Source organism: Chryseobacterium sp. S90, assembly GCF_047444895.1.
Taxonomy (GTDB): domain Bacteria; phylum Bacteroidota; class Bacteroidia; order Flavobacteriales; family Weeksellaceae; genus Chryseobacterium.
In genome coordinates this window covers 101779-125083 of the sequence record NZ_JBLGCX010000009.1, presented here as the reverse complement: position 1 = coordinate 125083, position 23305 = coordinate 101779, and the positions used below count along the sequence as shown (strand labels likewise).

Here is a 23305-nt window from a genome sequence, read left to right as displayed (position 1 = left end):
CTCAGAAATAAAAGCATTAATTTTATATTTAATGATAGAAAATAAAGATGAAAACAACAACATTATACAGACCGGTAGGAGAAAAAGAAATGATATTGATTATAGAAAGCGGATTTAAAAAATTTCCTCCAAGACTGGAATGGCAGCCTATTTTTTACCCTGTTCTCAATGAAGAATATGCTTCTGAGATTGCTGAAAAATGGAATACCAGAGACGAAGCCGGAAATTATCTTGGTTTTGTAACCCGGTTTGAGGTGTTGGAAGAAGTAGCGGATCAATATCCTGCACAAAATGTTGGAGCCAGGAACCACAATGAATTATGGGTCCCTTCCGAAGAACTGAACAGTTTTAATGAGGCGATTGTAGGAGATATCAAGGTAACCAAAGTATTTATAGGAGATGATTTTAAGAAAGCCGGAAATACTGAGTTGGAAGGCTTGATGTTAAACATAAAAAAAACTAACAATGACCAATAAAGGAATGGCAAAAGATACTTTAGATATCCTCGCCAAAAAATATTATATCAACGAACATAACGAGAAAATAAATATAGAAAACGAGCTGGAAATCAGTAAAAAAGAAACGGCTCTTTTCACTCCGGAACAGCTTTCAGAAATGGTAGAATCCTCAATGCTGGAAACTACTTTTGAAACACAGTTTGAAACAAGAAACTGCAGTTCTTTAAAAGCAATTTTAGAATTGGCTGAAGAAGAAAACCAGGAAAAACTCATGTGTCTGAACTTCGCTTCGGCAAAAAATCCCGGAGGAGGCTTTATCAATGGTGCGGAAGCACAGGAAGAAAGCCTGGCAAGAACTTCCGGATTGTATGAAAGTCTGCTTCAGGCCTGGGGTTATTACACGACTCACCGTGCAATGGAATCCTGTTTTTATACAGACACAATGATTTACAGCCCGAAAGTTCCGGTTTTTAGGAAAGACAAAGGAGAGTTGCTGCCTAACCCGGTTCTGTGCAATTTCATTACTTCTCCGGCAGTTAATGCTGGTGTGGTAAAACGTCAGGAACCGGAAAGAGAAAATGAAATTCTGCCTGCCATGGATGTCAGAATGGATAAAATGCTTTCGTTGGCTTTACATGAAGGAAATGAGGTGTTAATCCTGGGTGCATGGGGCTGTGGAGTGTTTAGAAATGATCCAAAAGAAATTGCGGGATTATTTAAAAAACATCTTCATGGGAAGTATAAAAATAAATTTAAAAAAGTGGTTTTTGCAGTTATGACGAAAAAAGAAGAAGTGCTGAAGCCATTTGAAGAAATTCTATGAAAATTGAGTTAATAAAAGGCGATATCACAAAGATACAAGCTGATGCAATTGTCAACGCCGCCAATTCTTCCTTATTGGGTGGAGGAGGAGTTGACGGAGCCATTCATAGAGCAGGAGGCCCAATGATATTAGAAGAATGCAAAAAGATTAGAAACAGACAGGGCAAATGTAATACTGGTGAAGCTGTAGTAACAATTGCAGGAAATCTTCCTGCAAAGTATGTCATTCATACCGTAGGTCCGGTTTGGAATGGTCGTGCAGAAAAAGAATCAAAACTTTTGGCAGACTGTTATCATAATTCGTTGAAATTAGCAGAAAGTCTTGGTGTGAAAACCATTGCTTTTCCTAATATCAGTACAGGAATATATAGATTTCCAAAAGAACTGGCAGGAATGATTGCGGTAGATGAGGTCAGAAATTTTAAGTCAGATATCATTGAGAAAGTTATTTTTGTTTGCTTTGATGATGAAAATGAAATGATTTACAAAAATCTTTTACAGCAGTGAAAAAAAATAATTTCAGATTTGTAGATCATTCTGAAGATCCTAATGTGGGATTGGCAAATGAGGAAATTGCTCTTCTTCAGAAAGAATTGAATATACAGTTTCCTGAAACCTATATTTATTACCTTCAGAATGCAGGTAGAAGATCAAATGTTTTTCCTGTGGAGCATGATATTGTAAAGCTGAAAAAATATCAAAAACAATTAAAAGAAGCTCTTAACGAAAGAAATTTATTGAATACTGAAAGCCTGTTTTGTTTCCAATATAATATAGAATATGAACCTCTGATTGGTGAGGATTTTGAAACTTTTTATTTTTTCAATTTATCTGATCCAAAATCTCCTGATCTATATGCTTTTGGAGACTTCATTATAAATTATGACTGGCGGGGATATGCAAAAGAGCTTACAAATAAAGAAAATTTTGTAGATTTTATCAATGAGAGAACGAAAAAGAAATTTGGATCAAGATTACTTAAAAAAATAGGAAATATTCTTTTAGGAATTCTGTTGGCGCCTTTTATTGTAACTGTGTTGATTATTGTTGCACTCCAAGTCTTAATAGAAAAAATTAAAAACCAATGAAAAAACTAACCATATTAAGCGGCGCCGGAATCAGTGCCGAAAGCGGAATAAAAACTTTCAGAGACGGAGACGGTCTTTGGGAAAATCATAATGTAACGGATGTGGCAAGTCCGGAAGGATGGAGAAAAGACAGAGCTCTGGTTCTTGAATTTTACAACCAGAGAAGACGCCAGCTGCATGAAGTACAACCCAACGAAGCTCATCACTTACTGGCCGAGCTGGAAAAACATTTCGATGTTCAGATTATTACCCAGAATATTGATGACCTACACGAAAGAGCGGGATCTACTAATATTCTTCATATTCACGGAGAACTGTTCAAATCATGTTCATGCAACGATAAAAACCTGATCTATGACCAAAAAGAGGACATCAATATCGGTGATAAAGCAGAAGATGGAGCTCAATTAAGACCTTTTATCGTTTGGTTTGGAGAAGATGTTCCTTTATATCAAACGGCAAGAGAAATTGTGAAAGAATCTGATATTCTGCTGGTAATCGGAACTTCTTTGCAGGTGTATCCTGCAGCTGGATTGATTCATGATATTAAAGATGACTGTCTTTTAATCGTTATCAATCCTAATGAAACAGGGTTTGGATACGGACAGAGAGCTGTTGTCATGAAAGAAACTGCAACCCAGGGAATGAAATTATTGTTCGATAAACTGGTAAACCTTGCCTGATGAAAAATAAAGTAAAAGCAGGAATCATGGGTGTTTGCATAGGTGACGCTCTTGGTGTTCCTGTAGAATTTAGGAGTAGAGAACAACTTAAGCGTTCTCCTGTTACTAAAATGCGCGCTTTGGGGACTCATCACCAGCCTACAGGAACATGGAGTGATGATGGTTCTTTGACATTATGTCTTGCAGATAGTTTGTGTAACGGGTATAATCTTGAAAATATGGCTCTGAAGTTTTTGCAATGGTATAGTGCAGAAATTTGGACCCCTCATGGAAGGGTTTTTGATATAGGTATTGCAACTTCACAAGCAATTTATAGAATTGGAAAAGGTGTTTCTCTTACTTTGTGCGGTGGCAATTCGGAATTTGATAATGGAAATGGCTCTTTAATGCGGATCATGCCATTATTATTTTACATTAAAGATTTTCCTATTGAGAAACGCTTTGATATTATAAAAGAAGTTTCTTCTATTACACATGGACATATCCGTGCAATTTTAGCCTGTTTTATTTATTTGGAATTTGCTTTAGAAATTCTAAAAGGAAAAGATAAATGGGAGGCATATAGGATAATGCAGAAAACAGTTCGGGAATTTTTGGATTATAATCCTATTTGTTCACAAAACGAAATGGATAAATTCCATCGGATTTTAGAATTAAAAGTAGGAGAATATGATTTGGCTCCTTTGCATACTTTGCAGGAGGAGGAAATAAGTTCTTCTGGCTATGTCCTTCACAGCCTGGAAGCTTCTCTATGGTGTTTTCTCAATTCAGAAAGCTATTCTGAAGCAGTTTTGAAGGCAGTCAACCTCGGAGAGGACACCGATACGACAGGAGCCATTACAGGGGGAATTGCCGGAATTTATTATGGATTTGAAAATATTCCTGAGGAATGGATTGCTGAGCTGGTGAGAAAGGATGATATTGAAGCACTGTGTGAGAAATTACACCAAAAATTAATGAATTAAAACACAAACCATGAACGAAATAGAAAAGAAAAAAATAAGTAAATTTTTAAGCCTGATCTTACGACATCAGCCAGAAAGCATTGGACTTACGCTGGATGAAAACGGTTGGGCAGATATAGAAGAGCTGAGAGCAAAATCAGCAAAGAAAAGAATATATTTTACTCCTGAAGAACTGGATCAGGTAGTAGAAACCAATAATAAAAAACGTTTTGCCTTTAACGAAGATAAAACCATGATCAGAGCAAGTCAGGGACATTCTATTGATATTGACCTGGCTTTGGAAACAAAACAACCACCTGAATTTCTTTATCACGGCACAGCAGAGTCTAATATTTCTTCAATTTTAGAAAAAGGAATTGAAAAAAGAACCCGTCAGCATGTACACTTAAGTGCTGATAAAGAGACTGCTACAAAGGTCGGAATGAGACACGGCAAACCTGTGATTCTTACCATCAGAACCGGAACAATGCATCAGGAAGGATTATCTTTCTATCAATCTGCAAATGGAGTTTGGCTCACGGAATTTGTAGATGCAAAATACATTTCTAAGTAAATGAAAAGAACATTAGTAATAGGAGATATTCACGGAGGATTTAAAGCTTTGCAGCAGGTTCTTGAAAGAGCAGAAGTCACAGAAAATGATCAACTGATTTTCCTCGGAGATTATGTGGATGGATGGAGTGAGTCTGCAGAAATTATACAGTTTTTAATGGATCTTTCCCAAAAACAGGAATGTATTTTCATTAAAGGGAACCATGATGCATGGTGTGAAGACTGGCTTGCATTTGGGCAAAATCCTGATGTATGGCTTTTCAACGGCGGAAAAAGCACTGTAGAAAGCTATGCTGATTATCTCCCGGAAGATATGGATCTTCACTTGGAGTTCTTTCAAAGGATGAAAAATTATCATATTGACGATCAGAACCGCCTGTTTATTCATGCCGGATATGCTTCCATGCACGGCCCGGAAAGGGAAGTCTATTCCAGTAATTACCGTTGGGACAGAACCCTTTGGGAAACCGCAGTAGCAATGGACAAAAAACTGGAAAAGAATTCAGCGTTGTATCCCAAAAGGCTGCTTTTATATAAAGAAATATTTATCGGACATACACCCACTCTTGATATTGGGATTAGAACGCCGGCCAATAAAGCCAATGTCTGGAATATGGATACGGGAGCAGCCTATACCGGCTCTTTATCCATCATGGATATCAATTCCAAAGAATTCTGGCAAAGCGATCCACTTCCATCTTTCTATCCAAATGAAAAAGGAAGAAACTGAAGTATATTCAAATAAATTATAGATCAGCAAATAAACCTCACAGATGTTCAAAACCTGTGGGGTTTCTATTTTAGTAAAATATTTTTATCATTTTTCTCTTTAAAATTTTAACCATTCGCTCTTTCATAAAAGATGATTAATTTTAAAGTCTGAAAATATCACTTCAATGAAACTGAAATATCTTTTATTCATCCTGAGTTCTACTTTATTTTTTGCTCAAAAATCATTTCAGACCCCTTTTGAAAAAGGAAATGGCAACCAAACCGTTACCTATGATGAAATGAACAGCTACTATCAGGATTTGGCTAAGAATTTTAATACCATTCAGTATCTTAAAAAAGGGGAAGATGATAATGGAAAACCTATTTATGTCGTTTTTTATAACCCTTTTGCTGAAAAAGACCTTGAAAAATTAAGAAAAGATAAAGCAATTCTCTTTGTCAACAATGGGATTCACCCGGGAGAACCGGACGGAATAGATGCAACCATGATGCTGATGAGAGATCTTGCCACAAAAAAAATTAAAACTCCGCAGAACTTTATCATCGCTGCTATTTCGGCTTATAATGTGAGTGGAATGCTGAACAGGGGTTCTTACTCCAGAGCCAATCAGAATGGGCCGGAACAATATGGTTTCAGAGGAAATGCAAGAAATTATGACCTGAACAGAGACTTTATTAAGGCAGATTCCAAAAATGCCAGAAGTTTTCAGGAGATCTACCAGTGGTTAAAACCGGATGTTTTTATTGATAATCATGTCAGCAACGGTGCTGATTATCAATATACTTTTACCTATATTTCTACCTTTAAAGAACGTCTTGGAAATACTCTGGGGACTTATTTCTATAATGATTATCAGGCTAAAAACCTTGAAGATATGAAGAAGCTGGGCTATGAAAGCACACCTTATGTCAATATTCATGGTGATGTTCCAGAAGTAGGCTTTGCTTCATTTGAAGACTCTCCGAGATACTCCACAGGCTATACATCACTATTCAATTCCTTAGGAACCGTTCCTGAAACCCATATGCTGAAGCCTTATGGCAAAAGAGTAGATGCTACTTACAAATATATGCTGGTCAATCTTCAGAATCTAGATAAAGATTATCGTACGATAAAACAGCTCCGCATTGAAAACTTAAAACAATATCAGGCGGGTAAACAATATGGCATCCGTTGGAAAATAGACTCTACGAAGTTCTCTACCATGGATTTTAAAGGCTACGAAGGAAAATACAAACCCAGTGATGTTTCTGGAAAACCAAGGTTATATTATGACAGAAACAAACCCTTTACAAAAAATATAAAACTCTTTACTACTGCGGTACCAACGGGATATATTACTATTCCTCAATATTATGTAATTCCCCAGTCACAGTACCGGGTCATTGAAGAATTCAGAAGAAATAATATTCAGATGAAACCCATTCAAAAAGACAGTACTTTAGCGGTTGAATCTTATAAAATTAAAGAATTTAAGACCGTTAAAAACCCTTATGAAGGTCATTATCTGCATTTTGAAACAACAGTCGATGCTTCCAAAAAGAATATGGTGTTTTCAGCCGGAGATTATCTGGTTTCCACCAATCAGGCTGGAGTAAAATATATCATAGAAACCCTTGAACCTGAGGCATTAGACTCTTTTTTTAACTGGAATTTCTTCGATTGGATTTTGGCTCAGAAAGAATACTATTCTGCCTATATTTTTGAAGATACGGCTGCAGAACTGCTGAAAAATGATAAAAAACTTAAAGAAGCCTTTGAAGCAGCAAAAGCATCTGATAAAAAACTGTCTGAAGATGGAGAAGCACAATTAGATTGGGTGTACAGACATTCCCCTTACTTTGAAGAAAAGACTTTCAGACAATATCCTGTTTATAGGGTATTGTAGAGAATTTCTCATAAAAAGTCAGATTATTTTTACTTTTATAGTGATTTGTTAATCAATGTGTTAGTTTTTTTATTAAATTAGTATTCAAAACAAAACACTATGAAACAAATTTATCAATTCGTAACATTGCTGTGCTTTGTACCAATAGGTCTGCTGGCACAATATTCTCAAAGTTTTGATTCGGCAACAATGCCTGCCGACTGGACGGTAATTAATGGAGGAGACCCCGGAACCTGGGAAACCTGGGATTCCTATGATTCTTCATTCAATGCACCTCATTCAGGAACGCATTTTCTGGGATTGGAATATGGCAGTACTGCTCACGATGATTATGTCATTAGTCCCGCTATAGTAGTAACTGCAGGAGTATCAGATAAGCTTACTTTCTGGGCAAGAAACAGAGGGGCCGGGCTTGCTGAGACGGTGGATATAAAAGTATCAACAACCACCCCTACCGTAGCAGGCCTTACCAATACGCTCGCTGCTGCAGTAAAACCTCCTACTTCATGGAATCAGTATACGTATGATCTGACCCCTTATGTAGGTCAAACCATTTATATTGCTTTCCATTCCACTACAGACGATATCTGGTTTATCGGGATAGATGATTTCCAGATTTCAGCAAACAATCTATCAGTTTCTGATGCAAAAGCGGATAACAGCCGTGCATCTATTTATCCAAATCCGGTAAAAGATATCTTATATATCAAAAATAAAACAAAGATCTCTGAAATCAATATCTATGATTTTAATGGAAAACTGGTGAAAAAAGAAATGATGAATTCAGAAAACGGAACTATAAACGTAAGCGAACTGGCTGCAGGAAATTATATAGTAAAGGTCAAAGATAGAGAGACTGAAAAAGGCTATAAAATTATTAAGAAATAAAACTTTTTATAATAGAATTAAAAAAGACGTTTCAATTGAAACGTCTTTTTATTTATCTTGGTAAACCTCTTTTTAAAGCGATTTCTGCCCTTTCAATGGCAAGCTTTTCTTTCCAGTCCATGTATTTACTTTTAAACTGGGACTTCATAACATCATCAAATTTGCGCTGTACAGTTAGATTCCATAAAGAATGAGCTTTTACTGCCCATGATTTGTCCCATGCTCTCAAAGAAATAGAGAAACTTCCATCCAGATATTTCATCCAGTGCCACCATCCTGTAGGCATGAATAAAGTGTCTCCGTGCTCAAGGTAGCATTCAATTCCTTCCACACCATCCAATGCCGGGAATTTCGTTAGGTCCGGATTTTCAATATCATAGTCCTCTAATGCGTAAGTTGCGTAAGGGATCTGATAAAGTCTTTCTCTCCATTTATAATCGAAAAGAAGAATATGTTTTCTTCCGTTGAAGTGAGTATGGAAAATATGCGCCATATCAATATCGAAATGAAGGAACGTTTCAGATCCTTTTCCTCCGAAGAACATATTAGGGTATTTATCCAGGAATCCTCCCATAAGCTCTTTTGGAGAAATATAATCTTCCAAAAGATTCGGTGCGAATTTTATAGGGTCAAAAAGGAAAATTCTGAGATCCGTAGGTTCCCGCTGAATGAGATCTATATAATCTCCAAATTTCATTTTTGCGGCAGAAGAATTGATGGGAGCAGAAGGGTCTGCTTTTGAGCTGTCATATAAAGGAACCTCTACATCTCCTACTACCTGCTTCATGTATTCCATCGTCCATTTTTGGTAAGCAGGCCACTTTTTTGCCATATTTTTGATGACAACGGGCCTTCTTGGCTTCAGATATTTTTCGTAGAATTCCTCTTTGGAAATGTCATCTACAACATCTATAGGCTTTAAAATAATTCCCATTTTAGTAAATTTATATGACAAAATTATTAAATAAATGTTAACGATCCTTCTGTTTAATTTTTTTTTAATCTATGATTCAAATCAGATTTTACTATTTGGAATAGTTAAAAATATTATTTTTTCCATTAATTAATCAAATTCCTGTTTTTGTTATTGAAATAGAATAAAATTGGCTTTATAAGACGCCAATGATCTAAAAATGATTAAACTTTAAACTGCGATTTTATTATTAATTAATATGAAATATTTATTTAAGCCATTGTTTTTTTTAACACATCATAAAATCAGAAGCTTTAAACAAAGAGATTATGAAATAAATAAAAATAAAATTTGATATAATTTATCTATAATGTTTCTGTTAAAACACAAAGAAATCAAGCATTGATTTTGTTAATTATAGTTAATAATTTAAAAGAATTTACAATTAGTTTTTTAATCCTTGTAAAAAGCAAAATTATAACTATGTTTGTAGTGATAAAAAGATTTAACTTTTACTTATAAAAGGCATCTTTATAAAAGTGTAACAAAAAACCACAATGATTAACTAATTGAGCAAATAATAAGTATGAAAAAAAATATTTCCTTATTTCTGATGCTTTTCTTTACTGTGCTCACTTTTGCACAGAAGACTGTTTCAGGAAAGATTACTGATGATGACGGGATAGCAATACCAAGCGCCAGTGTTACCGTAGAAGAACCAGGCAAAGATGCTATTTTAGCTTATGGAATTACCAATTCTAAAGGGGAATATAAAGTAACCTTCACTTCCGGAGAGGCCAATGTGGATCTAAAAGTGAAAGCATTTAATCAGAAACCTCTCACAAAGCAAATCAGTAACAGCGACCAGACTCTGAATTTCAAAATGCAGTCTGAAGCGACAGAAATTAAAGAAGTTCAGCTGAAAACAAAAATGATTACAGCCAGAGGTGATACCATTTCATATGACCTTAAAGCTTTCAATTCCAAAAATGATAGGACTCTTGCTGATGTTATGAAAAAAATTCCGGGAATTGAAGTAAACAATGACGGAACAATTCTATATCAGGGAAATGCCATTAATAAATTCTATGTCAACGGAAAAGACTTGATGGAAGGCGGTTATGGAACGATTAACAATTCCCTTCCAAAAGATGCTGTACAGAAAGTAGAAGTACTGGAAAATCACCAACCGGTAAAAATCCTGCAGGATAAAGTCCCTTCAGACCAGGCCGCTATCAATATAAAGCTTAAAAACTCTGTAACCATGACAGGGAGAGGAGAAGTGGGAACAGGTTTCGGAGATCCCTGGCTTTGGAATGTAAAACTTACCCCTATGTTCTTTGGACAAAAAAGCCAGTGGGTAGTCAATTACAAAACAAATAACATGGGTGAACAGGTAGAAAATGAAGGAAACATTTTGGCATTTGGTAGCTCTTGGGAGGGAAGAAGAAGCAATATTTCTCAAAATAATTGGCTAAATGTAGAAAATGCAGAGACTCCTAATCTTCCGGTGAAAAGATATTTGATGAACAACGTTCATTACCTCTCAGCGAATTATCTCACCAATATCGATAAAAAGAAGGAATGGGAACTCAAAGCTAACGCGAACTATACTAATAATGCAGTGGAAAGAGAGTCCAATAGCGTTACCAGAGACATCCAGCAAGGAACGCAATATACAACAAGATTCCTGAACAATTTCTATACAGATAAATTGAAAGGAGAATTAATATTTACTAAAAATGCTAAAAAAGGATTCTTCAAGAACACAACCACATTCTCTCAATTCTGGAATGGGGACAGGGCTTTTGCAGAAAGAAATGATAAGCAAGGGTACAGAATAGGAAACGAGGCGCTTGAATCACCTACTACATCTTTTCAAAACTCTTTGAGTACAATCATTCCATGGAAAGAAAAAATGGTGAATTTCAAATCCTATATCAGCTATCAGAATGACAAACAGATTTTAGAAATTTCTCCAGCTAATTATTTGCAGTTTCCTTACAAAGAACCTGGAAGTAAGGATTTTACTACAATACAATTCACACCTGGAAGTACGGCTTTACAGTATTTCAGAATCAAATCTTTAGATACATCACATTCTGCAAACATAAGTTTCTCATCAAAAGGATGGACATTTACACCACAGGTAGGATTTGATCTTTCAACTGATAACCTGACAACAAACTTTGATGGAAGCACTGTAGGTAATAAACCTGATTTTGCAACATTAGCTTATGAGAATGATCTCAAGTTCACTAGAATTAATCCGTCGGCTTCTGTAGGGATTAATTATAAATCTGAGTCATGGAGTTTATTTTCAAGTTTCCCTGTAAACTTCAATAATATTAAAGCTGAAGATGCATTTAGAAATGTTTCCAAATCTTTGAGTAAAGTAACATTTACTCCTAATGTTTTTGCTCAATATTCATTTGCTTCATTCTTCAAAGCGAGTGTGAATGGAGGAATCAGTAACAATTTTGGAGATATTCAAACTGCTTATGCGGGCTATATTCTGACAAGCCCGGGAGGATTCAATGTGATGAATCCTAATAACCCGATCCCTGAAACCAATACAAAAAATGGAGGTGTAAGATTGGAATACCGAAACCCGTTGAATAATCTTTTCTTTAATGTAGGATATAGAATAAGTGATGCAAAAAATAACCTTATTGCTTCAAGTGTCGTAAATGAATCAGGTTTCAGAGTAACGGAATATTTAGAAAGAGAAAATAAAAGAACCAGCAATACTTATTATGTAGAAATAGGAAAATATTTTCCTAAGTTTAAAACTAATGCATCATTAAGTTATAACAACTCAATATCTAAGTCACAATCTATAAGAAATGATGATGATATAGATAATAAAACGAACGGAAATACTCTTGGGGTTAAATTTAACAATACCTATTTCTCATGGATGAGTGTAGACTTTAATGCTTCTAAAACATGGAATAAGACATCCAATATTTTCCTTACGGGAAATAAAGGAAAAACAGAAGGATATACCCATAACCTAAACGTTTTCTTTTATCCTTTAGAAAACCATATTATAGGATTTTATTGGGATCAGATCAATTCAAAGTCTGCAGATGTAAAATATAACAATGGATTCTTTGATCTTTCTTATCAGTTCTCATGGACAAAAAAGAAAATTGATTTCGAGTTGAAATGGATGAATATTGCCAACAAAAAAGTATTTGAAAGAATAGAAATTGATAATACTACAATAACACAGACCACGATGCAACTTAGACCTAGTCAGGTGATGTTAAGCGTAAAATTCAATTTTAAATAACAAGAAAACCAATCCATTAGGATTGGTTTTTTATTGAGATATAATAACGTATTAAAAGCTTTGCTGGTCGGCCGAAGGCCCATAGCTTCCCGGCAAAGGAATATTGTTTAATCTGTAATACACGCCCAATTGTGCTCTGTGATGGGTAATCTGATTTAAAGCATGTCGGATCGCCCCATACTTACTCCAGCTTGCCAATTCATGACCGTCATTTTTAATAGTCCAGCTGGGATTCAGATCGTCTTCAGTACTGTTTTCCAATGCAGTCTTTGCTGACTGATAATCATCCTCCAGTTTTTTCATAAGATCATCTTTTGTAGAAAGAACTGTCGGTTTGTAGTCGCCTTTACCAAAATCCAGTTCAGAAGTTTTCAAAATAGTGTTCGGCCATTCAAAAACTTCTACGAGATGGGTGGCAAGAGGCATCATTTTCATGCTTTTTTCATGGGGAGCGAAGTCATTTTTTCCTTCAGGGAACAATTCAATAAACTTTTTTGTGGTTTGAAATTCTCCCTCCAATTCGGATTTTAATTGAGATAAAGTGTCCATAATATTTTGTTTTTTAGAAACTTAAAGGTAAGAGTTTTGAAAATGAAAATGTTTTAAGAGAATCATAATTTTTCACTTGCCCTACACAGTCTGGAATACACCGATAGATTCTTAAAAAAATAAAATTTGAAAAAAATTGTAACAAAATCACAACAACCGGTACTTATTATATAAACTTGCTACAATGAAAAAGTTATTCTCCGTATTTCTTATTGCTCTTTTTGCTTTTGCAGGAGCTCAGGAGTCAAAAGAAACAGCTAACCGTTTCTTTTATGAACTGACTTTTAAACCGAAGAAAGATTCAGCCAGAATGGATAAAATAATAACCATTCTCGATATTACACCTAAGAAATCAATATACCAGGATTATACAATGCCGGCTCAGGATTCTATCATTAAAATACAGATAGAAGAAATGGAGAAAACCAAATCTTTTAAGGACATGACTAAGCTGATTAAATGGCCTAAATTTTCCTATAAAATCATCAAAAACTATCCGGATATGAAAGTGCAGTATGTAGATAGAATCAGCAGAAATCTATTCTCATATGAAGATGATCCGAAATTACAATGGAACATTTTACCTGAAAAACAAAAAGTGGGAGAATATAATGCTCAGAAAGCTACAACAGAGTTTGGAGGAAGAAAATGGACTGCATGGTTCAGTTCAGATATCCCTTTTCAGGATGGACCGTATAAATTTAAAGGACTTCCAGGCCTTATTGTAAAAGTTGAAGATGCCGATAAAAACTACTCATGGCAGCTAAGCGGAAATAAAAAAATAGAGAACTACGACGAATTATCTTATGCTGATAAAATCAATGCTAAGATGGGAATGATGAGCAATACGGTAACTCCTACCAGCAAAGAGAAATTCCTTAAATCTTACGAAGGTTATAAGGCGGATCCGTTTGCTGAGTCGCGCCCATATATGACCGCTGAAAATATGAGCAGACCAATGCCGGGCACAGATGGAACAGTAGGAGATTTCATGAAGAGGCTGGAAAAACAGGTGAAAGATTTCTTCGGATCCAATGATAATCCAATAGAAAAAGAACAGCCTTCTGACAAGAAGAAAAAATAAGCATTCATATCAACTAAATTATATTTTGAATCACCCCAGATACAGCAATGTGTTTGGGGTGATTTCTTTTATGTCAAAACGTTATTTAGATTAAATTTAAATAGCGTATATTTGCAGGACTAAAAATTAGGCTTTGAAAGAGAAAGGATTACATAAATTAAGTGGATTCCCTAAAAACAAAATGGGGAAGATATTGGGGTATGATAATGACCATCTTAAAATGCCCAATAAAATCATTGAAATGGGGCTTCTTCCGGAAACCGCTTTCAGGATTTTGTATCAGGCTCCGTTCAATGGGCCCATGTATGTAGAATTTGGAGCAGAAAAAAGCCGGATTGCTCTTCGCGAGGAAGAAGGAGATTACATCATTGTTGAAGAATTGAATTAATGCAGGAAAACAAGAAAAAACAGATACTTTTAGTCGGAAATCCTAATGTAGGAAAGTCAACGGTTTTTAATACGCTTTGCAACAAAAAGCAGAAGACCGGAAACTATGCCGGCGTTACCGTTGCAAGCCATTCTGGGAACTATACCTATAAAGATCAGGATGTTGAGGTTATTGACCTTCCAGGTTCTTACAGTGTATATCCGAGCTCAGAAGATGAAGCTATTTTTTCCAAATACCTTATTGATGAGCAGAAAAACTATGCAGGTGTTGTTTATATTCTTGAAGCATTAAGTTTAAAAAGAGGACTGCTTCTGTTTCAGCAGATTCAGGACCTTGGTATTCCAATGATTTTGATTGTCAATCAGATTGATCAGGCAGAAAGAAGAGGGATCACCATCGATATTCAAAAATTTTCCGAAGCATTAGGCATTAAAATTATCCAGACCAATGCCAAAGAGCAGATCGGAATAGATGAAGTAAGAGAAGCTGTTTACAATAATGAGTTTGTAACAACAAATAAAGTTTCTTTTGAAACACCGAACGAACACAGAGATTTTATTCAGAAACTGGCAGCACATAAAGGTTTCGATAATGAATATAAAGCCTGGATGAGTCTTTCACTGGGTACAGACCTGGGTAGAATAAGTTCTGTAATGGAACAGCTGAATGAAGCAGATACAAAAAGCCTGGTTCCAAAAAGATTACAGGTTCAGGAAACAGTAAGAAGATATCAGAATGTAGACAGAATACTGGAAGATGTAATTTCTAAAAAAGTCCAGTTCAAAGAATTATTAACCGAAAAACTGGATAAAGTTTTAGTACATAAATTCTGGGGATATGTAGTCTTTTTAGCCATTCTATTGATTATTTTCCAAAGCGTTTTCTTTCTTGCAGAATATCCGATGAACTGGATTGAAAGTACCTTCTCATGGCTGGCAGCATTCACTAGCGAACACCTTCCTGAAGGACCTATAAATTCATTGATTTCAAACGGAATCGTTCCGGGAATCGGAGGAATTGTCGTTTTTGCACCGCAAATTGGAATCCTGTTGTATTTCCTTTATTTACTGGAAGACTCAGGATATATGGCAAGAGTTGTATTTCTGATGGATAGATTGCTTCGCCCGTTCGGCCTTAATGGAAAAAGTATTGTTCCGCTGGTATCAGGAACGGCTTGTGCTATTCCGGCTGTGATCTCAACAAGAAACATTGAAAATGTAAAAGAAAGATTGCTGACGATATTGGTAACACCATTTATGACATGTTCTGCGAGACTTCCGGTGTACAGTATTATTATCGGGCTGATTATCTCAGAAGGAACATTTTTAGGGATAAAATATAAAGCACTGGTTCTGATGGGGATGTATCTTCTGGGCTTCCTGGTTGCTTTATTCTCAGCAGCAATCCTTAAAAGATTTATTAAAAGTAAAGGAAAAACATATTTGGTAATGGACCTTCCTGCTTATAAAAAACCACTTTTCGGGTATGACTTTAAAATGGTTTTAGGAAAAGTATGGGATTTCATCACGGGAGCAGGGAAAATCATTTTCATTGTAAGTGTCATCATCTGGTTCCTGAGCTATTTCGGACCAAGCCAGAAAACAAATGAACTGGTCGCTACGGACGTTCATCTGGATCATTCTTACCTTGCCAAAATGGGTAAAGGAATAGAACCTGTTATTGCTCCTCTGGGCTACGACTGGAAGATGGGAGTAGGAATTCTTACAAGTTTCGTGGCAAGAGAAGTGTTTGTGGGAACAATGTCTACCCTTTACAGTCTTGAGGATGATGCTCCGGAAGTAAAAGTAATTGATAAAATGAGAAGAGATGTGAAACCAAACGGAGAAAAAGTCTTCAGCTTTGCAACCGGAATCTCGGTTCTTCTTTTCTATGCATTTGCAATGCAGTGTGTTTCTACACTTGCAGTAGTCTACAGAGAAACCAAAAGCTGGAAATGGACCGGCTTTCAGGTGGTCATGATGACAGGTTTGGCATATTTTGTGTCGATGATAGTATATCAGATTTTAAAGTAATGGAATCATCATTAATTATTCAATATGTACTTATTGCATTAATTGTAGCATTCGCTTGTTACTCTTTATTTAAAGTACTTAAAAAGAATTTCGCCCCTAAGAAATTCAGCTCCAAAAGAACAAACTGCGATAAAGATTGTGGCTGTTCTTAATATTAGGTTCATCAGGTAATTGAAAAAAATGTAGTAAATTCATCTTTCTAATGTAAATTATTAATTTGAATTTCTTAAAAACAGGTTCTCTAGTCTTATTTTCTTTATTTGGGGCTCAGGGTAAAGCACAATCTGATACCACAAATACCAAGTCTTATGCAGACCAGGTAATGATTCGTGTGAATCTTGATACCAATATCGAGAACTATGTTTTTTCATCAGGAGAAGGTAAAAATGCCTTCGAAATGGACCTGTCAATCAACAATAAAACCAAAACATCATTTTCAGTTGATTATAGAATAATAAGTGCGACTATATCATTTGCTCCCAGATTTTTAGATGGAAATAATGATGATGAAATGAAAGGGGAGAGTTCTTATACCGATTTTAGTTTCAGGTTTTTTCCCGGAAGATTTATCCAGAATGTTTATTATAAAAATGTAAGTGGTTTTTATGTAGAAAACATGAAAGACCTATCTCCGGAATGGCAGGAAGGAACAGATCCTTATATTCAGTTTCCTGATTTAAGGGTACAAACCTTTGGAGGATCTACCTCCTATATTCTCAATAAAAACTTTTCAGCAAGAAGTATCTACACGCAGGGAGAATGGCAGTATAAAAGCAGCGGAAGCTGGGTTCCTTTTGTGGACTATGACCTTACTATTTTCAGAAATAAAATTGATGGTGTAAAAAGCAAAGAAACACAATATAATATCGGAGGGAATATCGGATATTTCTATAATTGGGTAATTGGAAAGAATGTCAATATCTCACCTTATCTGGCAGCTGGAATTGGAGGAAAATTCTCCAGCTACAGAGATTTTCAGAATGGAGGATCCAAAGAAAGTGCCCAGTATGCAACGATAAGAATGCAGGGAGGGCTTCATATCGGTTACAATACAGACCGGTTTTTATTTGGAGGCAAAATGAATTTTAATACACATGCCTACGACCAGAAAAATAACCAGACGATAGAAAATAATAACCTTTATGGACTGTTATATATAGGCTATCGTTTTGCACCACCGAAAGTTGTAAAAAATACCTATGATAAAATCCAAAAAAAGATTCCCGTTTTATAAGTTGAAAGGTCTTTTAAGTATCTTTGCGTTGGAAAATTTAGAAAGAACAAAATAAAAGTAAAAACATCATGTCATTAATAAAATCTATTTCCGGAATTCGCGGAACCATTGGCGGTAAAGTAAATGATAACTTAACACCGCTGGATGTAGTAAAATTCGCTTCCGCATTCGGAACCTGGCTTCAGAATAATAAAAATAAAAAAGATCTTACCCTCGTCATTGGAAGAGATGCCAGAATTTCTGGTCAGATGGTTTCTTCTTTGGTAACTGCTACATTGCAGGGATTGGGGATTAATGTGGTAGATCTTGGTCTTTCTACAACGCCAACAGTTGAAATAATGGTTCCTGAGCTGAATGCAGACGGAGGAATCATCCTTACCGCTTCCCACAATCCAAAGCAATGGAATGCACTAAAGCTGCTAAATGAAAAAGGAGAATTCATCACCGGGGAAAATGGTGCTGAAGTACTGGCTTTGGCAGAGAGTGAAGATTTCAACTATGCAGAAGTGGATGATCTTGGAAAATATGAAACAAGAGATGATGCTTTTGATATCCACATCCAGCAGATTCTGGATTTACCAATGGTAGATGTGGAAGCAATCAAAGCTAAAAACTTTAAAGTAGCCCTGGATGCGGTAAACTCTACAGGAGGTATTGCAATTCCTATGCTTTTGGACAAATTAGGTTGTGAAACCATTAAATTATACTGTGAGCCTACAGGTCACTTCCCACACAATCCTGAACCTTTGAAAGAACATTTGGGAGACATCTGCGAATTAATGAAAAAAGAAAATGCAGACGTAGGAGTTGTGGTAGATCCGGATGTAGACAGATTAGCCCTGATTGATGAAAAAGGTGAAATGTTTGGTGAAGAGTATACATTGGTTGCAGTTGCTGATTACCTATTAAAACACAAAAAAGGAGCGGCTATTTCCAATCTTTCTTCCAGCCGTGCTTTGAGAGATGTAGCCCGTTCGCATGATTCAGAATATTTTGCCAGTGCTGTGGGAGAAGTAAACGTTGTTACTTTGATGAAAGAGAAAAATGCAGTGATTGGAGGAGAAGGAAACGGGGGAATTATCTATCCTGATTTACATTACGGAAGAGACTCTTTAGTAGGAGTAGCTTTGTTTTTAACTCATTTGGCCAAAGAAAACAAAACAGTTTCTGAGCTGAGAGCAGGATATCCAAGCTATTTCATGGGTAAAAAGAAAATAGAACTGACTCCGGAGATTGATGTAGATGCTATCTTAAGCAAAATGGAGCAGGAATATCAGAATGAAGACGTTTCTACAGTAGACGGCGTTAAAATAGACTTTGAAAACAACTGGGTTCACCTTAGAAAATCTAATACAGAGCCGATTATCAGAATTTATACAGAAGCTCATTCTCAGGAAGAAGCAGATCAGTTAGGTGATGATATCATTGCTAAAATTAAAAGTTTAATCTAAAACATAGTAAGAACGGACATTTGTTCCGTTCTTTTTTATATCAGGCATGTTTGAGCATATTAAAAACAGGTTTCCTTTTCCTAAAGAAAAATGGAGGAAATTTCTTGGCAGCTTTGAACGTATGGAAGTTCCAGCCAAAACCTTGCTTTTAAAGGAAGATGAGGTTTCCTGCAATGCCTATTATATTGAAAAAGGAATAGTAAGAGCCTGGTATAATAATGACGGAAAAGATGTCACTTTCCAGTTTTTTCTTGAAAATACAATGTTTTCTTCCCTTGAAAGCTTCAAAAAAGGATTGCCGAGTATGGTGTCATTTGAGACTATAGAACCGTGTATCCTGTACAAAATCAACAAACCCGATGTAGAAGCTTTTCTGGAAGAAGTTTACGAAAATCCTGAACTCAGAAACCTTTTTATGGATGCCCTTTTTGAAAGGGTATTTGATTATATGAAACACTTCTTTTCATTCATTAAAGACACGCCGCAGCAACGATATTTGAATTTGATTAAACAAAAACCGGAGATCATTAAAAGGGTTCCGCAGCATTATATTGCATCCTATCTCGGGATTACTACAGTACATCTCAGCAGAATCAAAAGCAAAATATTGAAAGAGAGACTGGGATAGGCAGGGAGTATCCTTCACTTTCAATTCTATTTCCAGATTTATAAATTTCCAGCCTCTCTTCCTATAGCTTCCTCCCCAATTGATAACAAATGTTATTGCTGCACAGCATTCATCCCTCATAATTTTGTATAAAAATTAAAAGAATGAAAGCAGCAGTAGTATTTGAAAAAGGAAGCCTCCCTCAATACGCAGACTTCCCGGAACCGGAAACAATACAGGAAAATGAAATTTTAGTATCTGTAAAAGCAGCGTCTATTAAAAATCTTGACAAAGCCAGAGCAGGAGGAAATCATTATTCAACAGAAAATAAGGAACACAAGCCTACGATTATAGGGACCGATGGAGCAGGATATCTGAAGAATGGAAATAAAGTATATTTTTTCAGTAAGAAAGGAACCGTAGCTGAAAAAGCTGTAGCCGATAAAAAAATGATGGTCCCGATTCCAGAAGAACTGGATTTTTCTATAGCAGCAGCATTACCCAACGCGGTCATGGGATCAGCAATGGCTTTAAAATTCAAGGCGGGATTGCAACCTGGAAATACAGTATTGATCAATGGAGCAACAGGGATTACAGGAAGAATAGCCGTTCAGATAGCCAAATTATATGGCGCCCGAAAGATTATCGTTACAGGAAGAAATGAAGAGTCCTTACAGGCTTTACGTGAGTTGGGAGCTGATGAGGTGGTTTCTCTCAAACAGGAAGATCATGATTTTAAACAAAAAATAAACGAAATTCACCGGCAAACCCCTATAGATGTTGTTTTGGATTATATCTGGGGCCATTCTGTAGAAATGACCTTATCAGCTTTCAAAGGAGACGGAACGTTTTCCCATAAAACAAAACTGGTAACAATAGGAGGAATGAGCGGTGATACCATTCAGCTGTCTTCACAGATTCTCAGAGGAACTGATATTCAGATTTCAGGATCGGGATTGGGCAGCTGGACCAAAGAAGAATCTACACTTCTGTTTACCGAAATCATTCCGGAAATGTATCAGGCAGCTCTGGAAGGAAAAATTAAAATAGAAACGGAAGAGGTTGATATTAAAAATATCGAAACGGTATGGAATGCTGAGATACAAAGCGGAAAACGTCTGGTCATAAGAATTTAACCCCAATTTCCATTTTTTTATCCACAATCCTTTTATCGGTTTTCTTTTTTTACTATTTTTATAATAGAAATTTATGAACTAGAAAATTCAAAAAAAAGTTGCAACTTTGCATAAATATTTGAATATCAGTTTCAGATGTATTATTAACTAAACGTTTGCCGAGGTTTGTAAGCAAATTCAGACATCAGGCCGACAAAGAGGACACTATTGGAAGAGTATTTTGGAAATGAACTTGTAAAAAAGTTCGAGGAAATGATGGAAAACAATGACGAATTCTACTTTGATACAGAAGAGTTAGAAGACATTATTGTTTATTATTTGGAGCTTGGTGATTTTAATTACGCTGATATGGCTGTTAATTATGGACTAAAGCTTCATCCCAATTCATTGGATATCAAGATCAAAAGACTTGAGATCCTTTTGGAATGGGAAGACTATAATATGGCGAAAGAACTTATCAACGAGCTGAAAGGTGCTTCTATGGAGAACACAGACTTTTTGGTTTGTTACGCCAAATATTATTCGAGCTTAGGAAATCCCAGAAAATCCATTGAAATTTGTAAAAAAGCTTTGACATTAGAGGAAGAAGAAAACTTTCTCCACAACTTTATTGCGGATGAATATGTGAATCTCGGAGATCCTTTTAACGCACTTAAACATTACAGAAAAGCACTGAAAGAAGATCCTACGGATGAATATTCGCTGGAAAACTGTATGGTGTGCTTCAGTGACCTGAATAAGAGCGAGGAGGCTATAGCCTTTCTTAATGAATATTTAGATGAATTCCCTTATTCTGAAACCGCCTGGTTTGAATATGGACAATTCTATTTCAACAGAAAAAATTATGATGAAGCCATAAGAGGCTACGATTATTTATTGGCAATCAACTCAAACTCTGTAGGGGTATATGCTAATAAATCAGCCTGTTATGAAGCTATGGGACAATACCAGAAAGCTATCGAGACTTATGAGGAAATGCTGGAGCTGGAATACACAAAAGCATTTACTTTTTATAAGATCGGATTGTGCAATAAGGCATTAAAACAGCCTATTTTAGCTTTAAATGCATTCCAGAAATCATTGAGAGAAGACCCTCAGTTTTATCTTGCAATGATGGAACAGTCCTATCTTTATGAAGAAATGGGCGGAATGTCTGAAGCATTGCATTATGCCAAAGAAGCTACCCAGCTGAATGAAAACAACCTTGACTATCAAAAAAGATTAGCGTTTCTTTTCATCGATTCAGGGAAGTTTGAAGAAAGTCTTTCCTGTCTTAAAAAACTGGTGGATGCAGAACCTACAAGGTTCTACAACTGGTATGCCTACTCAGAAGTTTTGATGTTGGTAGGAGAGTACGAAGATGCTGTAACTGTTTTGAACAGTGCTATAAAAAAGCATCACAGAGCTGAGCTGTTTTATCAGTTGAGTAACTGTTTTTTCAATCTGAAAGATCAGGATAAAGGAACAGAATCACTTCAGAAAGCGTTAGATCTTGATCCGTCTTTAGTTAAGGATATGCAGAAAAAATATCCGTTCATTAAAGATGAAGTGAAAAAGGTTAAAGCGACTAAAGTGAAGAAAAAGAACTAGATTAATCTAAAAATAATAGAAAAACCTGCAGAAATGCAGGTTTTTTTTATTGATAATTGTACTCGTAAATAAATTTATCTGGAGCACTTGTATTGGGGTTCCCATTGATATCAAGAGACTGCCTGTCTTCAACAGACGGATAACCTGCGGTGTTAAAAATAGTGGTATATTTATGTGAAGTTGTTCCCGTTCCGGTTCCTCCGCCCGCAGTGGTGTTGGTAAACTGTCCTTTATAAGTACTTAAGCTGTTCTTTATATTTGAAAATAACATGCTTACCCCGTCGCTTTCATTTCCATTGAATATGATTTTATCAAAGCCTTTTACATTCTTAAAAGGATAGTTTTTATCCGTATAAGTGTAAGTTTCTTTTTCTGTGTAGTTGACAGTGTTTCCATTTACGGTTCCAGTTCCTGAGCCTACGTTGCTTACCATATTTCCATTGTTGTAGGTAAAAACACTGTTGATTACAGAAGACCCTGCAGCCCCGGAATTCGTTTGTTTTTTTACGTTAATTTCTGTAGTACTTGCATAAGTATAAGTAAATGTAACTGTGTTTTGTACCGTACCGGTAAGAGAATATTCTTTGGTAATGGCAGAGGCCATACGACCGTTGGAATATCCGTATTCAGCCGTACTTTCAAGAACGTTGTTTTCGTAATGTTTAATCCCAGTAACATATTCGTCTGTGTAAGCGAATTCAATTCTTTGCCCATGATTAATGTTGTTAATCATACTGATGATTTTGGTTCCGTTGTAATTGATTTTCATTACAATACCGTCCATAATCATTTTTGTAGGAAGAATTACGTTTTGAGTGGAAGGATCACTGTTGTCAAAAGGAACATCATCACGCGAAGAAGAACACGAAAGTGTTAATAAGGCTATTGAGCCACAAAGTAGAATTTTTTTCATAGTTATAAGTTAAATCGGTCAAATATAATTTA

The 23305-nt window shown here is 35.9% G+C and carries 22 protein-coding genes; 19 read left to right on the top strand and 3 right to left on the bottom strand.

Annotated elements, in window-relative coordinates; translation table 11 throughout:
- The first annotated feature begins 47 nt into the window (after positions 1-47).
- The 10 genes from ACLMCG_RS20420 (at position 48) to ACLMCG_RS20375 (ending at position 8077) form a co-directional block, all read left to right on the top strand.
- Positions 48-476, top strand: coding sequence for an ADP-ribosylation/crystallin J1 (locus ACLMCG_RS20420; protein WP_223598157.1), 429 nt, complete (start codon positions 48-50; stop codon positions 474-476).
- The gene (locus ACLMCG_RS20415) at positions 466-1281 is read left to right on the top strand and encodes a TIGR02452 family protein (protein WP_413960976.1); all 816 of its coding nucleotides are present in this window, start codon (positions 466-468) and stop codon (positions 1279-1281) included. Before ACLMCG_RS20420 ends, ACLMCG_RS20415 begins: the two co-directional genes overlap by 11 nt.
- Positions 1278-1787, top strand: coding sequence for an O-acetyl-ADP-ribose deacetylase (locus ACLMCG_RS20410; RefSeq protein WP_413960975.1), 510 nt, complete (start codon positions 1278-1280; stop codon positions 1785-1787). The genes ACLMCG_RS20415 and ACLMCG_RS20410 overlap by 4 nt, the downstream gene beginning before the upstream one ends.
- Positions 1784-2368 carry a hypothetical protein gene (locus ACLMCG_RS20405; RefSeq protein ID WP_413960974.1) on the top strand — a complete coding sequence of 195 codons (585 nt, stop codon included), beginning with the start codon at positions 1784-1786 and terminating at the stop codon, positions 2366-2368. The genes ACLMCG_RS20410 and ACLMCG_RS20405 overlap by 4 nt, the downstream gene beginning before the upstream one ends.
- The gene (locus tag ACLMCG_RS20400; RefSeq protein ID WP_413960973.1) at positions 2365-3051 is read left to right on the top strand and encodes an SIR2 family NAD-dependent protein deacylase; all 687 of its coding nucleotides are present in this window, start codon (positions 2365-2367) and stop codon (positions 3049-3051) included. The genes ACLMCG_RS20405 and ACLMCG_RS20400 overlap by 4 nt, the downstream gene beginning before the upstream one ends.
- Complete coding sequence (locus ACLMCG_RS20395; RefSeq protein ID WP_413960972.1) at positions 3051-4016, top strand: ADP-ribosylglycohydrolase family protein; 966 nt, start codon at positions 3051-3053, stop codon at positions 4014-4016. Before ACLMCG_RS20400 ends, ACLMCG_RS20395 begins: the two co-directional genes overlap by 1 nt.
- A 10-nt stretch (positions 4017-4026) precedes the next feature.
- Positions 4027-4569 (top strand): RNA 2'-phosphotransferase, encoded by a 543-nt coding sequence (locus ACLMCG_RS20390; protein WP_413960971.1) that lies wholly within the window; start codon positions 4027-4029, stop codon positions 4567-4569.
- Positions 4570-5298, top strand: coding sequence for a metallophosphoesterase family protein (locus tag ACLMCG_RS20385; protein ID WP_413960970.1), 729 nt, complete (start codon positions 4570-4572; stop codon positions 5296-5298).
- Between the two features lie 166 nt (positions 5299-5464).
- Complete coding sequence (locus ACLMCG_RS20380) at positions 5465-7189, top strand: hypothetical protein (RefSeq protein ID WP_413960969.1); 1725 nt, start codon at positions 5465-5467, stop codon at positions 7187-7189.
- Between the two features lie 99 nt (positions 7190-7288).
- Positions 7289-8077 carry a choice-of-anchor J domain-containing protein gene (locus ACLMCG_RS20375; RefSeq protein WP_413960968.1) on the top strand — a complete coding sequence of 263 codons (789 nt, stop codon included), beginning with the start codon at positions 7289-7291 and terminating at the stop codon, positions 8075-8077.
- 52 nt (positions 8078-8129) lie between these two features.
- Here the strand turns inward: ACLMCG_RS20375 and ACLMCG_RS20370 are convergent, their stop codons facing one another.
- Positions 8130-9011 (bottom strand): cupin-like domain-containing protein, encoded by an 882-nt coding sequence (locus ACLMCG_RS20370; RefSeq protein ID WP_223598148.1) that lies wholly within the window; start codon positions 9009-9011, stop codon positions 8130-8132.
- A 565-nt stretch (positions 9012-9576) separates the two neighbouring features.
- On the opposite strand from ACLMCG_RS20370, the gene ACLMCG_RS20365 reads away from it, so the two are divergent.
- Positions 9577-12288 (top strand): hypothetical protein, encoded by a 2712-nt coding sequence (locus ACLMCG_RS20365; RefSeq protein WP_413960967.1) that lies wholly within the window; start codon positions 9577-9579, stop codon positions 12286-12288.
- 51 nt (positions 12289-12339) lie between these two features.
- Here ACLMCG_RS20365 and ACLMCG_RS20360 read toward each other — a convergent pair whose 3' ends face one another.
- A complete protein-coding gene (locus ACLMCG_RS20360) occupies positions 12340-12837 on the bottom strand; it encodes a DinB family protein (protein WP_047380021.1) in 498 nt (165 codons plus the stop codon).
- A gap of 184 nt (positions 12838-13021) precedes the next feature.
- Between ACLMCG_RS20360 and ACLMCG_RS20355 the strand changes: the two genes are divergently transcribed.
- From ACLMCG_RS20355 to ACLMCG_RS20320, 8 genes are all read left to right on the top strand, one after another.
- Positions 13022-13921, top strand: a complete 900-nt coding sequence (locus ACLMCG_RS20355; protein ID WP_413960966.1) for a GLPGLI family protein — start codon at positions 13022-13024, stop codon at positions 13919-13921.
- A gap of 133 nt (positions 13922-14054) precedes the next feature.
- The gene (locus ACLMCG_RS20350) at positions 14055-14309 is read left to right on the top strand and encodes a FeoA family protein (protein ID WP_047421995.1); all 255 of its coding nucleotides are present in this window, start codon (positions 14055-14057) and stop codon (positions 14307-14309) included.
- Positions 14309-16342 carry a ferrous iron transport protein B gene (feoB, locus tag ACLMCG_RS20345; protein WP_413960965.1) on the top strand — a complete coding sequence of 678 codons (2034 nt, stop codon included), beginning with the start codon at positions 14309-14311 and terminating at the stop codon, positions 16340-16342. The genes ACLMCG_RS20350 and feoB overlap by 1 nt, the downstream gene beginning before the upstream one ends.
- A 217-nt stretch (positions 16343-16559) precedes the next feature.
- On the top strand, positions 16560-17576 hold the full coding sequence (locus ACLMCG_RS20340; RefSeq protein ID WP_413960964.1) for a DUF4421 family protein: 1017 nt from the start codon (positions 16560-16562) through the stop codon (positions 17574-17576).
- Between the two features lie 68 nt (positions 17577-17644).
- Positions 17645-19027 carry a phosphoglucosamine mutase gene (gene glmM / locus ACLMCG_RS20335; RefSeq protein WP_413960963.1) on the top strand — a complete coding sequence of 461 codons (1383 nt, stop codon included), beginning with the start codon at positions 17645-17647 and terminating at the stop codon, positions 19025-19027.
- Positions 19028-19073: 46 nt separating this feature from the next.
- The gene (locus ACLMCG_RS20330; RefSeq protein ID WP_413960962.1) at positions 19074-19655 is read left to right on the top strand and encodes a Crp/Fnr family transcriptional regulator; all 582 of its coding nucleotides are present in this window, start codon (positions 19074-19076) and stop codon (positions 19653-19655) included.
- 143 nt (positions 19656-19798) lie between these two features.
- Positions 19799-20770, top strand: a complete 972-nt coding sequence (locus ACLMCG_RS20325; RefSeq protein WP_413960961.1) for a quinone oxidoreductase family protein — start codon at positions 19799-19801, stop codon at positions 20768-20770.
- 207 nt (positions 20771-20977) lie between these two features.
- The gene (locus tag ACLMCG_RS20320; RefSeq protein WP_047421987.1) at positions 20978-22360 is read left to right on the top strand and encodes a tetratricopeptide repeat protein; all 1383 of its coding nucleotides are present in this window, start codon (positions 20978-20980) and stop codon (positions 22358-22360) included.
- Positions 22361-22406: 46 nt separating this feature from the next.
- Here the strand turns inward: ACLMCG_RS20320 and ACLMCG_RS20315 are convergent, their stop codons facing one another.
- Positions 22407-23273, bottom strand: a complete 867-nt coding sequence (locus ACLMCG_RS20315; RefSeq protein WP_413960960.1) for a hypothetical protein — start codon at positions 23271-23273, stop codon at positions 22407-22409.
- Positions 23274-23305: the final 32 nt, after the last annotated feature.

What these genes read in the sequence shown, in the direction of transcription:
- ACLMCG_RS20400 (WP_413960973.1), top strand. Translation starts at nt 2,365, where the DNA reads ATGAAAAAACTAACCATATTAAGCGGCGCCGGAATCAGTGCCGAAAGC.
- ACLMCG_RS20410 (WP_413960975.1), top strand. Translation starts at nt 1,278, where the DNA reads ATGAAAATTGAGTTAATAAAAGGCGATATCACAAAGATACAAGCTGAT.
- ACLMCG_RS20385 (WP_413960970.1), top strand. Translation starts at nt 4,570, where the DNA reads ATGAAAAGAACATTAGTAATAGGAGATATTCACGGAGGATTTAAAGCT.
- ACLMCG_RS20355 (WP_413960966.1), top strand. Translation starts at nt 13,022, where the DNA reads ATGAAAAAGTTATTCTCCGTATTTCTTATTGCTCTTTTTGCTTTTGCA.
- ACLMCG_RS20330 (WP_413960962.1), top strand. Translation starts at nt 19,074, where the DNA reads ATGTTTGAGCATATTAAAAACAGGTTTCCTTTTCCTAAAGAAAAATGG.
- ACLMCG_RS20415 (WP_413960976.1), top strand. Translation starts at nt 466, where the DNA reads ATGACCAATAAAGGAATGGCAAAAGATACTTTAGATATCCTCGCCAAA.
- ACLMCG_RS20365 (WP_413960967.1), top strand. Translation starts at nt 9,577, where the DNA reads ATGAAAAAAAATATTTCCTTATTTCTGATGCTTTTCTTTACTGTGCTC.
- feoB (WP_413960965.1), top strand. Translation starts at nt 14,309, where the DNA reads ATGCAGGAAAACAAGAAAAAACAGATACTTTTAGTCGGAAATCCTAAT.
- glmM (WP_413960963.1), top strand. Translation starts at nt 17,645, where the DNA reads ATGTCATTAATAAAATCTATTTCCGGAATTCGCGGAACCATTGGCGGT.
- ACLMCG_RS20370 (WP_223598148.1), bottom strand. Translation starts at nt 9,011, where the DNA reads ATGGGAATTATTTTAAAGCCTATAGATGTTGTAGATGACATTTCCAAA.
- ACLMCG_RS20360 (WP_047380021.1), bottom strand. Translation starts at nt 12,837, where the DNA reads ATGGACACTTTATCTCAATTAAAATCCGAATTGGAGGGAGAATTTCAA.
- ACLMCG_RS20380 (WP_413960969.1), top strand. Translation starts at nt 5,465, where the DNA reads ATGAAACTGAAATATCTTTTATTCATCCTGAGTTCTACTTTATTTTTT.
- ACLMCG_RS20315 (WP_413960960.1), bottom strand. Translation starts at nt 23,273, where the DNA reads ATGAAAAAAATTCTACTTTGTGGCTCAATAGCCTTATTAACACTTTCG.
- ACLMCG_RS20325 (WP_413960961.1), top strand. Translation starts at nt 19,799, where the DNA reads ATGAAAGCAGCAGTAGTATTTGAAAAAGGAAGCCTCCCTCAATACGCA.
- ACLMCG_RS20395 (WP_413960972.1), top strand. Translation starts at nt 3,051, where the DNA reads ATGAAAAATAAAGTAAAAGCAGGAATCATGGGTGTTTGCATAGGTGAC.
- ACLMCG_RS20390 (WP_413960971.1), top strand. Translation starts at nt 4,027, where the DNA reads ATGAACGAAATAGAAAAGAAAAAAATAAGTAAATTTTTAAGCCTGATC.
- ACLMCG_RS20420 (WP_223598157.1), top strand. Translation starts at nt 48, where the DNA reads ATGAAAACAACAACATTATACAGACCGGTAGGAGAAAAAGAAATGATA.
- ACLMCG_RS20375 (WP_413960968.1), top strand. Translation starts at nt 7,289, where the DNA reads ATGAAACAAATTTATCAATTCGTAACATTGCTGTGCTTTGTACCAATA.